We start from the raw sequence: 13,865 nt of genomic DNA on the forward strand, positions 1-13,865 counted from the left end.
GGGCCGCGTCCAGCTAGGCGGGGGCGGCGGGCGGACGGGCGGAGAGGTGGCCGGTCTTGGTCCAGAGCTTCGCGCCGTGGGGGCCGGCGGCGATCAGGGGCGTGGAACCGGGCGGCAGGCGGAGCCAGTCCCAGGGGGCGAGGGTGTCGCCGGCTTCGGTGACGGCGCCGTCGAGGAGGAAAATCTCGGCGCCGCCCGAGGCGTCGAGGCGGAGCTCCTCGTGGGGGGTCAGGATGCGGATGCGGACCTCCTCCTCGGCATTGGCGAAGAGGAGGCGGGCCTCGTCCGTGCGCTCATGGACGGGGGTGCGGTCCGAGGGGTCGAACTGGTGGAGCTTGACGAAGATCGTGGCGCCTTCGGCGGCGGCGGGGGTGTGGCGCGAGGTGGGCGGGTTGCGGACGTAGGAACCTGCTGGATAGTCGCCGCTCTCGTCTTGGAAGGTGCCCTCGAGCACCAGGTATTCCTCGCCCCCACCGTGGGTATGGGGGGCGAAGGCGGATCCGGGGGCGAAACGGACGAGGGAGGTGGCGCGCGCCACCTCGCCGCCGATCCGGTCGAGCATCTTGCGTTCCACCCCGGGGCTGGGGGAGGGCGTCCAGGGCGCGTCGGCGAAGCGCACGAGAGTGCGGGCGGTGAAATCGGCATTGATCTCCATGGCGGGTCCTTTCGGGCCGTTGGGCGTCAGAGCGTGGCGGTCATGCCGCCGTCCACAAAGAGCGTCTGGCCGTTGACATAGGAGGCGGCATCCGACGCGAGGAAGATGCAGGCGCCGCGCAGTTCCTCGAGCCGGCCCCAGCGCCCGGCGGGCGTACGGCGCGCGATCCAGGCGGAGAAGTCGGGATCGGCGACGAGAGCGGCGTTCAGGGGCGTGTCGAAATAGCCTGGCGCCAGGGCGTTGCATTGCAGGCCGCGCGGGCCCCAGTCGGCGGCCATGCCCTTGGTCAGGTTCGCCACCGCGCCCTTTGCCGCCGTGTAAGGCGCGATGCCCGGCCGGGCGAGCGCGCTTTGCACCGAGGCGATGGTGACGATCCGGCCCCCGCCCCGGGGGAGCATGTGGCGGGCGACGGCTTTCGACACGGTGAACACCGCCTTGAGGTTGAGCGCCATGAGGGCGTCGAAGGCCGCTTCGGGAAACTCCTCCAGCGGCGCGCGATGCTGCATCCCGGCGTTGTTGACGAGGATGTCGATGGGTCCTTCCTCTGCCTCGATCCGGTCGATGGCCTCGGTGGCGGCCCCGCCGTCGGTGACGTCGAAAGCCACCATCCCCGCTTCGTGCCCCGCTGCGCGCAGGGTCTCCACCGCACGCGCCAGCCGTTCCGGATCTCGGCCGTTCAGGATGACCGTGGCCCCGGCCTCCGCCAGCCCTGCGGCGAGGGCAAGGCCGATCCCTTGGGACGACCCGGTGATCAGCGCGCGGCGTCCGGCGAGGGAGAAGAGCGGGTGGGTCATGGGCGGGCCTTTGCTCCGGGGCGGGTTCAGTGTGCACCGGGCGGCGCGGTGGCGGCAATGTCCGTGGGATGGGGGCATCGCGTCAGGCTCGATCCCGGGGGAGCGAGCCTTGGCGGGGATGGTGGGTTGGAAACCCACCCTACGACAGGCGGTCATGGGCGGGCGCGGTGGGTTGGAAACCCACCCTACGACGGGCGGTCTTGGTCGGCGGGGGCGGCGACCCCCGACGGGTCAACGGAGGCGGCCCCGGACAAACCGGGGCCGTCCTGCGGCCCTCAGGCCCGCACGAGCTTCTCGTAGCTTTCCACCATCTCCCGGGCCAGCGCTCCGACCTCGAAGGAATAGTCGCCGATCGTGCCCACGGGCGTGACCTCGGCGGCGGTGCCCGTCAGCCAGCACTGCTGGAAGCTTTCGAGCTCTGACGGTTCGATGTGGCGCTGGTGGACCTTGATCTGCCGTTCGGCCAGCATCCCGATCACGGTCTGGCGGGTGATGCCGTTAAGAAAGCAGTCCGCGAGCGGGGTGTGGACCTCTCCGTCCTTGACGAAGAAGATGTTGGCGCCCGTCGCCTCGGCCACGTAGCCGCGGTAGTCGAACATCATGGCGTCGGAACAGCCCTTCGCCTCGGCGGCGTGTTTCGACATGGTGCAGATCATGTAGAGACCGGCCGCCTTGGCGTGGCTGGGGATGGTCTCGGGGCTGGGACGCTTCCATTTCGCGATGTCGAGCCTCGCACCCTTCATCTTGGCGTCTCCGTAATAGGCGCCCCATTCCCAGGCGGCCACGGCCAGCCGGACCGGGTTGCGCACGGAACTGACGCCCATGTCCGGACCGGCGCCACGCCAGGCGATGGCGCGGACATAGGCATCGCTCAGCCCGTTGGCGGCGAGAACCTCCGCCTTGGCGGCCTCGATCTCGTCCACCGTCCACGGGATCGGCATGTCGATGGCGGCCCCCGAGGCGACCAGCCGCTCGGAATGCTCGCGGCTCTTGAAGATGGTGCCGCCGTAGGCGCGCTCCCCCTCGAAGACGGAGGAGGCGTAGTGCATGGCGTGGGTCAGCAGGTGGACGTTGGCGTCGCGCCAGTCCACCAGCGTGCCGTCCATCCAGATCTTTCCATCGCGGTCATCATAGGCGCCAGCCATCCTGCCCTCCCGGCTCTTTGCACTTGTTTCAACACTAAGTCCGAAGCGGACATATTCGTGCGTCGAAACCTGCAATCCGCTAACAGAGCGCCCGAGGCATGTCAACAAAGCTGACCTTCTTTCCGGACCCGTCTCCTAGTCCCGGCCCGCCTCCGGCGCGGCGGCGTCGCCCCTCAGCCGGGCCACCTCCGCCTCGAGCCTCGAGATCTTCGCACGGAGGGCCGCGTTCCGGTCGCGCGTCTTCCTGAGGGTTTCCCGGACCCCCTGTTCGGTGCGGTGAGAGCGCGCCTCGCGCACGAAGTCGAACTCGACATCCCGGGAAAGGGCCTGGAATTCCTCCTCCGGGAGCCCGGCCAGCCCGCTCAACGTCCAGACATGCGCCGCCACCGAGTTGCGGTAGGACCTGGCCACCTTGTCGAGTAGCCAGGGCATCTCGGACATCCGGCGGTCATCGGCCCGGAACGTGTCGTGGAGAAAGCCATAGGCCGTGCGCGCCTCGTTCCAGCGCCGGAGGGCGGCGTCGAGACCGCCGCGCTGCGTGACGGAGTCGGCGTGCCTCCGATAGCGGTAGACGATCTCGGGAACCCGGACGAAGCTCACGTCCCGGCTCCAGAGCATGAAGCGCAGGACGGTGTCCTCCGCATACGACACGGCCAGGTCCTGCGGAATCTCGGCATAGGTGTCCCGGAGCGCGTCGGTCCTGTAGACGGCGTCCCAGATGATGCTGCGCGAATGGTCGCGCATGAAGAGCGCTGCGTCCGCGCCCTTGCCCTCCATGGGGGCGGACCAGTTGGTGTGCTTCTCGCCCACGACCACACTGCCGTCCGGGTGCTCCGTCTCGATATTGCCGATCACGATGTCGGCCCCGGTGCGAAGGGCCGCGCCGAGAAGGTGCTCGGCATGGCGCGGGCCGACCATGTCGTCGGCGTCGATATGGGCCGTGAAGGGAGTCGTGACCGCCTCGAACCCGGCGCGGCGGGCCTTGAAGGTGGTCACGGGGCCGGGAAAGGCCAGATGCGTGATCCGGGGATCGGCATGGCGCGCGAGGACCGGCGCGATGGCCTCCTCGGGGCCCTGGTGCACGACGATGGCGCGCCAGTCGGGACGGGTCTGGGCGAGAAGGGAGGCGAGGCAGTCGCCGATCAGGTGCTCGTAGCCGTAGTTGGGGACGACATAGGTCAGCATCGCCGGCTTCGGACCCCGGAACATGCGTGCGAGTGCAGAGATCATCTCACGCCCCCAGGGTCGACAACGCCCCGGCTGGCCTATCGCTGCACCCTTGGCGCGTCAACGTTCCTGTCCTATCGTCAGGCCGCCGACGCGACCTGCAAGGATTTGCGATGCCTGACTCCGCGCACGAGGGCGAAAGCCTCCTGTTTCTGACCGACGAGCAGCTGCGCAAGGGGATCGAGGCGATGTTCTTCGCCTATCGCGGCTTCACCGCCGATCCCGACCGGATCCTCGCGGACAGGGGGCTCGGACGGGCGCATCACCGGGCGCTGCATTTCATCCACCGGGTGCCGGGGACGACGGTGAACAACCTGCTGACCATCCTCGGCGTTACGAAACAGTCGCTCAATCGTGTGTTGCGGACGCTGATCGCGGAGGGTCTCGTGACAAGCACGGTCGGGGAGCGGGACCGGCGGGAGCGCCACCTGCGGCTGACGGAAACGGGGGCGGCGCTGGAATCCGAGCTCAGCCGGGTGCAGCGCGACAGGATGCGGCGGGCCTACCGGGCCGCGGGACCGGCGGCGGTGACGGGGTTCCGGCAGGTGCTGGAGTCGATGATGGACGACGAGACCCTGCCGCAATACGAAGCCTTGCGGGACAAGGCCGACAGGGGAGGATGACAGCGTGACAGACGCCCATGTCCTGATCGTGGATGACGACGAGCGCATCCGCGGCCTGTTGCAGAAGTTCCTGCTGCGCAACGGCTATCTCGTGAGCGCGGCGCGCGATGCGGCCCATGCGCGCCGGCTGCTGGCAGGACTGGAGTTCGACATCATCGTGCTCGACGTGATGATGCCGGGCGAGGACGGGCTGTCGCTCTGCCGGGACCTGCGGGCGCGGCTCGGCACGCCGATCCTGCTGCTGACCGCGCGGGGCGAGACCGGCGACCGGATCAGCGGGCTGGAGGCGGGGGCCGACGACTATCTCGCCAAGCCCTTCGAGCCGAAGGAACTTCTGCTGAGGATCAACGCTATCCTGCGGCGGGTTCCGGCCGCCGAGCCGGTGACGGTGGCCCCCAAGATGCTGAACCTCGGCCCCTGCCGCTACGACATCGAGCGCGGGGAGATGTGGCGCGGGGAGCAGATGGTCCGGCTGACGGCCACCGAGAGCCACCTCATGCGCATCTTCTCCGCCCGTCCGCGCGAGCCGCTGAGCCGGATGACCCTGGTCGAGGAACTGGGCCGCGCCGGCGGGCAGGCGCAGGAGCGCGCGGTGGACGTGCAGATCACCCGGCTGAGGCGCAAGCTCGAGACCGACCCCAAACAGCCGCGCTACCTGCAGACGGTGCGCGGCTCGGGCTACATGCTGGCGCCGGAATAGCCCGCCCCGAGCCCGCGGTTGCGACGCCTGCGCGCCCTGTGGCACGGTCGGCGCGACGGCCAGAGGGAGGACAGGCATGGCAAACGTCGAAATCAGGACGGACGAGGCCCCGAAGCCGAACTCGGCCTATGCGCAGGCCATGGAGGTTCGCGCGGGCGCGCGCGTGGTCCATGTGTCCGGGCAGCTCGGCATCTCGCCCGAGGGCGAGCTGGCCGAGGGGATGGAGGCGCAGCTCGAACAGGCCTGGCGCAACGTGCTGGCAATCCTGAAGGCCGCCGACATGACCCATACCGACATCGTCGACATGAAGGTCTTTCTGACCGAGCCCGAGGGCGTGCCGATCGCCCGGCAGGTCAGGGATCGGGTCCTGGGCGGTCATCTTGCCGCCTCGACGCTGCTGATCTGCGGCCTCGCCAACCCGGCGTGGAAAGCGGAAATCTCGGTGACGGCGGCGTCTGACCGGTCGTGACCGGGTCATCCCGAAAGGAGAGCGGGTCCCGCCCGCATCATTCCCCAAAAAGGAAGAAGGGCCGCCCGAGGACGGCCCTTTCCCGGAACCGGACGACCCAAGGGATCAGCCGTTGACGCTGTCCTTCAGGGCCTTGGCGATGGTCATTTTCACCACCTTGTCGGCGTCCTTCTTGATCTGCTCGCCGGTCGCGGGGTTGCGGACCATGCGCTCGGGCCGCTCGCGGCAGTAGATCTTGCCCACGCCCGGAAGGGTCACGGCACCGCCCGAGGACACTTCCTTGGTGATCACGCTGCTCACCGCGTCGAGGGCTGCGGCGGCGGTTTTCTTGTCGCTGCCCATCTCGTCGGCCAGAGCGGCGACCAGCTGGGTCTTGGTCATGGGTTTTGCCATGGTTAAGTCTCCTTCACTGCCCGATATGGTGGGCCCCTGTCGCCACATCTAACGGCATCTTGTGGCCTCACACAACGATTTGCCGCCCCAAAAGCGGCGCGCGAGCCTTGTTTCGCGCGATTTTCGGCCCATGCGAGGCAACGGAAGCACAGGTTTGGGCCCAAAATCTGGGCCGGCCTCACGGTTGCCCTAGGGGCATCAGAGGAACGCCGTTTCCGAGAAGGACCGGAGTTTCCGGCTGTGAATCCGTTCCAGCGGCATCTGGCTGAGGAGTTCCATCGCCCTTATGCCGATCATCAGATGCCGCGCGACCTGAGTCTTGTAGAAATCCGAGGCCATGCCCGGCAGCTTCAACTCGCCGTGGAGCGGCTTGTCCGACACGCAGAGAAGCGTGCCGTAGGGCACCCGGAACCGGAAGCCATTCGCCGCGATGGTGGCGCTTTCCATATCGAGGCCGATGGCGCGGCTCTGGCTCAGTCGCTGCACCGGGCCGCGCTGGTCGCGCAGCTCCCAGTTGCGGTTGTCGAGGCTCGCCACGGTGCCCGTGCGCATGATCCGCTTGAGCTCGTAGCCCTCGAGCTCGGTCACCTGGGCCACGGCGGTTTCCAGCGCGACCTGGATTTCCGCGAGCGGCGGGATCGGCACCCAGCCGGGAAGATCGTCGTCGAGCACCCGGTCCTCGCGCAGGTAGGCATGGGCGAGAACGAAATCCCCCAGCCGCTGGGAATTCCTGAGACCCGCGCAATGGCCCACCATCAGCCAGGCATGGGGGCGCAGGACGGCGATATGGTCCGTCGCGGTCTTGGCGTTGGACGGGCCGACGCCGATGTTCACGAGCGTGATGCCCTGCCCGTTCTTCCGCTTGAGGTGATAGGCGGGCATCTGCGGCATCTTGACGGGCACGGGCAGCACGCCGTCATGCGTGGTGATCTCCGCGTTCCCGGTGGAGACGAAGGAGGTGTAGCCCGTCGCCGGGTCCGCGATGGCGGCGCGGGCATAGGCCTCGAACTCGTCCACGTAGAACTGGTAGTTGGTGAACAGGACATGGTTCTGGAAGTGGCTCGCGTCCGTCGCCGTGTAATGCGACAGCCGCGCCAGTGAATAATCCACGCGTTGCGCGGTGAAGGGAGCCAGCGGCGCGGCGCCGTCCGCGTAGACGAAATCGAGCCCGTTGACGATGTCGTCATGGGTGCTCGCAAGGTCGGGCACGTCGAAGAAATCCCGCAGGATGAAGTCCGCCGCGCCCTCCTGCGGCACGCTGATGGATGCGTCGTTCGCCACGGCGAAATGCACCGGCATGGGGGTAGTGGAGGCGCCGATCACGATCTCGGCGCCGTGGTTCTGGATCAGCAGGCCGATCTGCTGCTCGAAGTAGCGGCGGAAGAGATCGGGCCGGGTCACGGTCGTGGCATAGACGCCGGGTTCGGTCACATGGCCGAAGGCGAGGCGGCTGTCCACGGTGGCGTAGCTTTGCGTCGTCAGGCGGATCTCGGGATAGAAGGCGCGGTAGCGGGCGCTGGGCCGGCCCTCGGCCATGGCGGCGGTGAACCGCTCGCAGAGGAACCGCGTGGCGATGTCGTAAAGCTCCTGCAGCCGCGCCACCGCCGCCGCCGCATCGCCGAAGGGCTCGTGCGGGGGCACGTCGGGCGACAGGACGGTCAGGCCGGGATGGTCCACGGGAGGCAGGGTCATCGGGTCCTCTGGCTTCGGTTGAGGGTGCCCCAACCCACACCAGAAAGACGACAGGGGCAAGACAAGACAGCCGGTCCGCCGCGCGACGGCCCTTGCCCCCGGGCCTGCGGCGGGCGATGCCTCGGGCATGACGGGAACGCTTCTCTCCTTCGGTCACGGCTATTCGGCGCAGGCGCTGGCGCGGCTGCTCGTCCCGGAGGGCTGGACGGTGATCGGCACGACGCGCAGCGCGGACAAGGCCGCGGCTCTGGCGGAGACGGGGATAGAGCCGGTGGTCTGGCCGGGGGCGGACATGACGCCCGCGCTCGACCGGGCGACGCATCTGCTGGCCTCCGCCGCGCCGGGGCCGGCGGGCGATCCGGTGCTGGCCGTGCTGCGGGAGGAGATCGCGGCGCGGGCGGGGCAATTCGCCTGGGCGGGGTACCTGTCGACGACGGGCGTCTACGGCGACCATCGCGGCGGCTGGGTGGACGAGCGCGCGCCGCTCACCCCCGCCACGGCACGCGGCAAGGCGCGGGTGGCGGCGGAGGCGGACTGGGCGCGCCTCGGCCTGCCGCTCCACATCTTCCGCCTCGCGGGCATCTACGGGCCGGGGCGCGGGCCTTTCGCCAAGGTGCGCGAGGGGACGGCGCGGCGGATCGTGAAACCGGGGCAGGTGTTCAGCCGCATCCATGTCGAGGACATCGCGCAGGTGCTCGCGGCCTCCATCGCCCGGCCGGACCCGGGCGCGGTCTACAACGTCTGCGACGACGATCCCGCGCCGCCCGAGGATGTCATCGCCCATGCCGCTGAGCTTCTGGGCCTGCCCGTCCCGCCCGCCGAGGATTTCCGGACCGCCGAGATGACGCCCATGGCGCGCAGTTTCTACGCGGAATCGAAGAAGGTCGCCAACGACCGCATCAAGCGCGAGCTGGGGGTGCGGCTGCGATACCCCGACTACCGCGCGGGTCTCGCGGCGCTCCTTGAAGAGGGCGGCTGATCCGCCCCATATCGGCGCGGAACGGGACCGAAGGGACGGGCGATGGACGCAAGGGAACGGCTGGGCGCCTGGATCGAGAGCGCGCCCGTGCGCAACTTCATCATCGGCGTGATCCTGTTCAACGCGGTCGTCCTCGGGCTCGAGACCTCCGAGGAGGCCATGGCGGCCGCCGGTCCGCTGATCGTGTTCCTGGACCGTCTCTGCCTCGGGATCTTCACGGTGGAGATCGGGCTGAAGCTGGTGGCCTGGGGCCCGCGCTTCTTCCGGTCGGGCTGGAACTGGTTCGACTTCATCATCGTGGGCATCGCGCTGGTGCCCGCGACCCAGGGCTTCGCGGTACTCCGCGCGCTGCGCATCCTGCGGGTGCTGCGCCTGATCACCGCCGCGCCGCGCCTGCGCCGCGTGGTCGAGGGGTTCGTCACCGCCCTGCCCGGCATGGGCTCGGTCTTCCTGCTGATGGCGATCATCTTCTACATCGGCGCGGTGATGGCGACGAAGCTCTTCGGCGCGGCCTTTCCGGACTGGTTCGGCGACCTCGGTCTCTCGGCCTATTCGCTGTTCCAGATCATGACGCTGGAAAGCTGGTCCATGGGCATCGTGCGCCCGGTGATGGAGGTCTATCCCTACGCCTGGGCCTTCTTCGTGCCGTTCATCATGGTCACCACCTTCGCGGTGGTGAACCTGCTCGTGGGTCTCATCGTGAATTCCATGCAGGACGCCCATGCCGAGGAGGCCAACGCCGCGACCTCGGACTACCGCGACGAGGTTCTGCGGCGGCTCGAGGCGATCGAGAAGCGACTGGGGGAGCGCTGAGGGCGGTTTCGCCGCGGGCTGCGCCCGCGCCGACCCGCCGGGAGGGCGCCGCCCTCCCGGACCCTCCCGGGATATTTCCAGCCCAAAGAGTTAGGAGTCCGTCAACCCCTCCATGCGAGGGTGCTGCCACAGTACAGGCGGGGACGCCGATGACCGTGCCCGAAGACGGCCCCCCGTACGGCGCCTGGCGACCCACTGCGGGGGGCTGCACCCGGCCCCCGTCTCTTCGGGCTGCAAACATCCCCGCCGGAGGCAAGCCCGCCGTCGCCCCGTGCGCGGCGCCCGCTATGGTCGCGCCACCTCTTCGGGGCACCGGAACCCTGCGAGCCGCGCAGCGGCTCGCCGCCGGATCAGGCTCGCTTCGACAGGCTGCCCGAGTCCAGCACAGCGAGGACCTTCGCCTCGATATGCGCGGCATCGAGGCCCGCCGTGGCGTACATGTCGGCGGGGCTGGCCTGGTCGATGAAGATGTCGGGCAGGACCATGGACCGGAAGGCGAGACCGCGGTCGAACACCCCCTCCTCTGCCAGAAGCTGCGCCACATGGCTGCCGAAGCCGCCCGTCGCCCCCTCCTCGAGGGTGATCAGCGCGGCATGCCCGCGTGCGAGGCGCAGGATCAGGTCGCGGTCGAGCGGCTTGGCGAAGCGGGCGTCGGCCAGCGTGGGATGGATGCCATGGGCGGAAAGCGCCTCGCAGGCGGCTTCGGCCTCCGAAAGCCGGGTTCCGTAGGAGAGGAGCGCCACGCGCTCGCCCTCGCGCACAAGGCGGCCGCGGCCGATCTCCAGCGGCTCGGGCCGGGCGGGCATCTCCACCCCCACGCCCTCGCCCCGGGGGAAGCGGAAGGCGATGGGCCCGGCATCATGCGCGGCGGCGGTGGCGACCATGCGCACCAGTTCCGCCTCGTCGGCGGCGGCCATGACGACGAAGCCCGGAAGGTTCGCCAGAAAGGCGATGTCGTAGCTGCCGGCATGGGTGGCGCCGTCGGCCCCCACCAGCCCCGCCCGGTCGATGGCGAAGCGCACCGGCAGGCGCTGGATCGCCACGTCATGGACCACCTGGTCGTAGCCGCGCTGCAGGAAGGTGGAATAGAGCGCGCAGAAGGGCCGCATCCCGCCCGCGGCGAGCCCCGCCGCGAAGGTCACCGCGTGCTGTTCCGCGATGCCGACGTCGAAGCAGCGCGCGGCGTAGCGCTCCATGAAGGAGGCAAGTCCGGTGCCGTCGGGCATGGCCGCGGTCACCGCCACGATCCGGTCGTCCCGGGCCGCGAGATCGGTAAGGGTCTGCGCGAAGACCTTCGTGTAGGAGGGCGCGTTCGAAGCGGCTTTCTTCTGGGCGCCGGTGACCATGTCGAACTTGGCGGTGGCATGGCCGCGGTCGGCGGCGGCCTCGGCGGGGGCGTAGCCCTTGCCCTTCTGCGTGATGGCGTGGATCAGGATCGGCCCGTCCGCACGGGCCTTGACCGTCCTGAGCACGGCGAGGAGCTGGTCCATGTCGTGCCCGTCGATCGGCCCGAGGTAGGAGAAGCCCAGTTCCTCGAATAGCGTGCCGCCCACGGTCATGTGCTTGAGCATGTCCTTGGCGCGTTTCGCCCCCTCGCGGAACGGCGGGGGCAGGAAGCTGACCGCGCCCTTGGCGGCGGCTTTCAGCTCGTGGAAGGGCGCCCCGGCGTAGAGGCGCGAGAGGTAGGAGGACATGGCGCCCACCGGGGGCGCGATGGACATCTCGTTGTCGTTGAGGATGACGATGAGACGCTTTTTCAGGTGGCCCGCGTTGTTCATGGCCTCGTAGGCCATGCCCGCCGACATCGCCCCGTCGCCGATCACGCAGATCGCGTCGCCCGGATCGCCGCCGAGATCGCGCGCGACGGCGAAACCCAGCCCGGCGGAGATGGACGTGGAGCTGTGGGCCGCGCCGAACGGGTCATAGGGGCTTTCCGACCGCTTGGTGAAGCCCGAGAGCCCGTCCTTCTGGCGCAGGGTGCGGATGCGGTCGCGGCGGCCGGTCAGGATCTTGTGCGGGTAGCACTGGTGGCTCACGTCCCAGATCAGCTTGTCCCGGGGCGTGTCGAAGACGGCATGGATCGCCACGGTCAGTTCGACCACGCCGAGGCCCGCGCCGAGATGCCCGCCGGTCTGGCTGACGGCGGAGATCGTTTCGGCGCGCAGCTCGTGCGCCACGCGGGAGAGGTCGGCGTCGGAGAGCGCACGCAGGTCGGCGGGGACGCGGACCTTGTCGAGGGTCGGGGTATGGGGACGGTCGGTCATGGCATTGCCTTATACGCGGCGCCCGCGGGCGCGACAGGTCAGGAGCGCCGCGTCACGATGAAGCGCGCCAGGTCGCGCAGGACATGCGCCTTGGGGCCGAGGCCCGCCACCGCGTCCTCCGCCGCGGTCAGGAGCGCCGCGGCCTTGGCGCGGGCGCCCTCGACGCCCAGAAGATCGACGAAGGTGGCCTTGCCGCGGCCCGCGTCCTTGCCCACGGCCTTGCCCGTCTCCTCCGCCGTGCCCTCGACATCGAGGAGGTCGTCCTGGATCTGGAACGCCAGCCCGATGGCGTCGGCATAGGCCCGGAAGGGGGCGCGGTCCGCACCGCCGAGGATCGGACCCGCCTCGCAGGACCAGCGGATCAGCGCGCCGGTCTTGCGCTGCTGGATCGTCTCGACCCGGCGCGGACCCTCGGCCGCGGTGCCGGTGCCCTGCCGTTCCGCGAGGAGGTCGAGGTACTGCCCGCCGACCATGCCCGCGGGACCCGCGGCACGGGCCAGCTCCGCCACCAGCACCCGCACGCGGTCGGGCGGGACGTCCTCGATCCCGGCGACGATCTCGAAGGCCAGCGCCTGCAGGGCGTCGCCCACGAGGATCGCCAGCATCTCGCCATAGGCGACATGGACCGTGGGCCGGCCCCGGCGCAGGGTGTCGTCGTCCATGGCGGGCAGGTCGTCATGGACGAGGCTGTAGGCATGCATCGCCTCGATCCCGGCCGCCGCGGCGACCGCCGCCGGTTCGGGCACGTCGCAGATGTCGCAGCCCGCCACGGTGAGGGCGGCCCGCACCGCCTTGCCGCCTTCCCAGGCATAGGCCATCGCCTCGGGGAGCCTGTCGTCGGGGCCTTCGGGTGCGGGCAGGCGCCGGGAAAGGTAATCGGTGACCCGGGTGCTGTGGGTCTTCAGCAGGGCCTTATCCATCGAGGGGCTGGGTTCCCGTGGGGCGGCCCTCGGCGTCGAGCGTCAGCTTGGCGACCTTCTCCTCGGCCTCGCGCAGCTTCGTCTCGCAGCGCGCCTTGAGCTTCGCGCCGCGCTCGTAGAGCGCGATGGACTGCTCCAGCGGCACGTCGCCGCGCTCGAGCTCGCCCACCAGCGTCTCGAGGGCGCGCATCGCCTCCTCGAAGCTCATCTCCTCGACCGGCTTCTCGCTCATCCGCCCGTTCCCCGTTCGATCAGCACGTCCACATGGGCCCGGGCCGACCGCCCGAGCGCGTCGAGGTCATAGCCCCCCTCGAGGCAGGACACCACCTTTCCCCCGGCATGGGTGTCGGCCAGATCGCAGAGTTTGCCGGTGATCCAGGCGAAATCCGCCTCGGTCAGGCGCAGCCCGGCGAGCGGATCGTCGGCATGGGCGTCGAAGCCGGCGGATATCAGGATGAGCTCGGGCGCGAAGGCGTCGAGGCGCGGCAGCACCTCGCGCTCCATCGCGGCGCGGAAGGTGCGACCATCGGCGCCATCGGGCAGCGCCACGTTCACCACGGTGTCGTGGGGGCCGGTGTCGGCGGGCTCACCGGTTCCGGGATAGAGCGGCATCTGGTGCGACGAGCAGAAGAGGACGCGCGGGTCGTCCTCCACCAGGTTCTGCGTTCCGTTGCCGTGGTGGACGTCGAAATCGACGATGGCGACGCGCGACAGGCCGTGATGGTCGAGCGCGTGCATGGCGGCGGCGGCGACATTGCCGAAGAGACAGAAGCCCATGGCCGTCTCGCGCTCGGCATGGTGCCCCGGCGGGCGAGTCGCGCAGAAGGCGTTCGCCGCCTCGCCGGCCAGCACCATGTCCACCGCCCGGACCGCGGCGCCCGCACCGCGGAAGGCGGCGGCGACGGAGCCGGGCGAGAGGTAGGTATCGGGATCGAGCGCGGCCCAGCCCTCGGCCGGGGCGGCGGCGCGGATGCTGTCGACATAGGCCTTCGGATGCACCCGCAGCAGGTCGTCCTCGGCGGCGAGAGGCGCGGTCACCCGCAGGAGGTCCGCGCCCTCGAGGGCGGAGAGCACGGCGTCGAGCCGGGCCACCTGTTCGGGATGGCCCGGCGGCGTGTGGTGGCCTGCGCAATCGGGATGGGTCAGGAGTGCTGTGGTCATGGGGCAGAGGAAACCGAAACCCCCGCGCGA

The 13,865-nt window shown here is 69.8% G+C and carries 15 protein-coding genes; 5 read left to right on the plus strand and 10 right to left on the minus strand.

Annotated features, from left to right (window positions below; all coding sequences use genetic code 11):
• Positions 1 to 13: 13 nt before the first annotated feature.
• The 4 genes from EAT49_RS12030 to EAT49_RS12045 form a co-directional block, all read right to left on the minus strand.
• A complete protein-coding gene (locus EAT49_RS12030) occupies positions 14 to 655 on the minus strand; it encodes a cupin domain-containing protein (protein WP_123642570.1) in 642 nt (213 codons plus the stop codon).
• 26 nt (positions 656 to 681) lie between these two features.
• Positions 682 to 1,449 (minus strand): SDR family oxidoreductase, encoded by a 768-nt coding sequence (locus EAT49_RS12035; RefSeq protein ID WP_123642571.1) that lies wholly within the window; start codon positions 1,447 to 1,449, stop codon positions 682 to 684.
• 275 nt (positions 1,450 to 1,724) lie between these two features.
• Positions 1,725 to 2,594 (minus strand): branched-chain amino acid aminotransferase, encoded by an 870-nt coding sequence (locus EAT49_RS12040; protein ID WP_123642572.1) that lies wholly within the window; start codon positions 2,592 to 2,594, stop codon positions 1,725 to 1,727.
• A gap of 135 nt (positions 2,595 to 2,729) precedes the next feature.
• Entirely contained in the window at positions 2,730 to 3,824 is a 1,095-nt protein-coding gene (locus EAT49_RS12045) for a glycosyltransferase family 2 protein (protein ID WP_123642573.1), read from the minus strand.
• A gap of 110 nt (positions 3,825 to 3,934) precedes the next feature.
• On the opposite strand from EAT49_RS12045, the gene EAT49_RS12050 reads away from it, so the two are divergent.
• The 3 genes from EAT49_RS12050 (at position 3,935) to EAT49_RS12060 (ending at position 5,613) form a co-directional block, all read left to right on the plus strand.
• Positions 3,935 to 4,444: a MarR family winged helix-turn-helix transcriptional regulator gene (locus EAT49_RS12050; RefSeq protein ID WP_123642574.1), complete on the plus strand. Its 510-nt coding sequence runs from the start codon at positions 3,935 to 3,937 to the stop codon at positions 4,442 to 4,444.
• Between the two features lie 4 nt (positions 4,445 to 4,448).
• Positions 4,449 to 5,144: a response regulator gene (locus EAT49_RS12055; protein WP_123642575.1), complete on the plus strand. Its 696-nt coding sequence runs from the start codon at positions 4,449 to 4,451 to the stop codon at positions 5,142 to 5,144.
• A gap of 76 nt (positions 5,145 to 5,220) precedes the next feature.
• On the plus strand, positions 5,221 to 5,613 hold the full coding sequence (locus EAT49_RS12060) for a RidA family protein (protein ID WP_123642576.1): 393 nt from the start codon (positions 5,221 to 5,223) through the stop codon (positions 5,611 to 5,613).
• Between the two features lie 105 nt (positions 5,614 to 5,718).
• On the opposite strand, the gene EAT49_RS12065 is transcribed toward EAT49_RS12060, so the two are convergent.
• On the minus strand, positions 5,719 to 6,006 hold the full coding sequence (locus EAT49_RS12065; protein WP_123642577.1) for an HU family DNA-binding protein: 288 nt from the start codon (positions 6,004 to 6,006) through the stop codon (positions 5,719 to 5,721).
• Between the two features lie 198 nt (positions 6,007 to 6,204).
• Positions 6,205 to 7,698 (minus strand): AMP nucleosidase, encoded by a 1,494-nt coding sequence (locus tag EAT49_RS12070; protein ID WP_123642578.1) that lies wholly within the window; start codon positions 7,696 to 7,698, stop codon positions 6,205 to 6,207.
• Positions 7,699 to 7,825: 127 nt separating this feature from the next.
• Between EAT49_RS12070 and EAT49_RS12075 the strand changes: the two genes are divergently transcribed.
• Positions 7,826 to 8,677, plus strand: coding sequence for an SDR family oxidoreductase (locus EAT49_RS12075; protein ID WP_123642579.1), 852 nt, complete (start codon positions 7,826 to 7,828; stop codon positions 8,675 to 8,677).
• 42 nt (positions 8,678 to 8,719) lie between these two features.
• Positions 8,720 to 9,490 (plus strand): ion transporter, encoded by a 771-nt coding sequence (locus EAT49_RS12080; RefSeq protein ID WP_123642580.1) that lies wholly within the window; start codon positions 8,720 to 8,722, stop codon positions 9,488 to 9,490.
• A gap of 350 nt (positions 9,491 to 9,840) precedes the next feature.
• On the opposite strand, the gene dxs is transcribed toward EAT49_RS12080, so the two are convergent.
• From dxs to EAT49_RS12100, 4 genes are read right to left on the minus strand one after another with little or no spacing between them, the layout of a single operon-like run.
• Positions 9,841 to 11,754 carry a 1-deoxy-D-xylulose-5-phosphate synthase gene (dxs, locus tag EAT49_RS12085; RefSeq protein ID WP_123642581.1) on the minus strand — a complete coding sequence of 638 codons (1,914 nt, stop codon included), beginning with the start codon at positions 11,752 to 11,754 and terminating at the stop codon, positions 9,841 to 9,843.
• Between the two features lie 38 nt (positions 11,755 to 11,792).
• Positions 11,793 to 12,674 carry a polyprenyl synthetase family protein gene (locus EAT49_RS12090; RefSeq protein WP_123642582.1) on the minus strand — a complete coding sequence of 294 codons (882 nt, stop codon included), beginning with the start codon at positions 12,672 to 12,674 and terminating at the stop codon, positions 11,793 to 11,795.
• Positions 12,667 to 12,906 (minus strand): exodeoxyribonuclease VII small subunit, encoded by a 240-nt coding sequence (locus EAT49_RS12095; RefSeq protein WP_123642583.1) that lies wholly within the window; start codon positions 12,904 to 12,906, stop codon positions 12,667 to 12,669. The genes EAT49_RS12090 and EAT49_RS12095 overlap by 8 nt, the downstream gene beginning before the upstream one ends.
• Positions 12,903 to 13,835, minus strand: a complete 933-nt coding sequence (locus EAT49_RS12100) for a histone deacetylase family protein (protein WP_123642584.1) — start codon at positions 13,833 to 13,835, stop codon at positions 12,903 to 12,905. Before EAT49_RS12100 ends, EAT49_RS12095 begins: the two co-directional genes overlap by 4 nt.
• Positions 13,836 to 13,865: the final 30 nt, after the last annotated feature.

The organism is Histidinibacterium lentulum (assembly GCF_003789055.1).
GTDB classification, from domain to species: domain Bacteria; phylum Pseudomonadota; class Alphaproteobacteria; order Rhodobacterales; family Rhodobacteraceae; genus Oceanicola; species Oceanicola lentulus.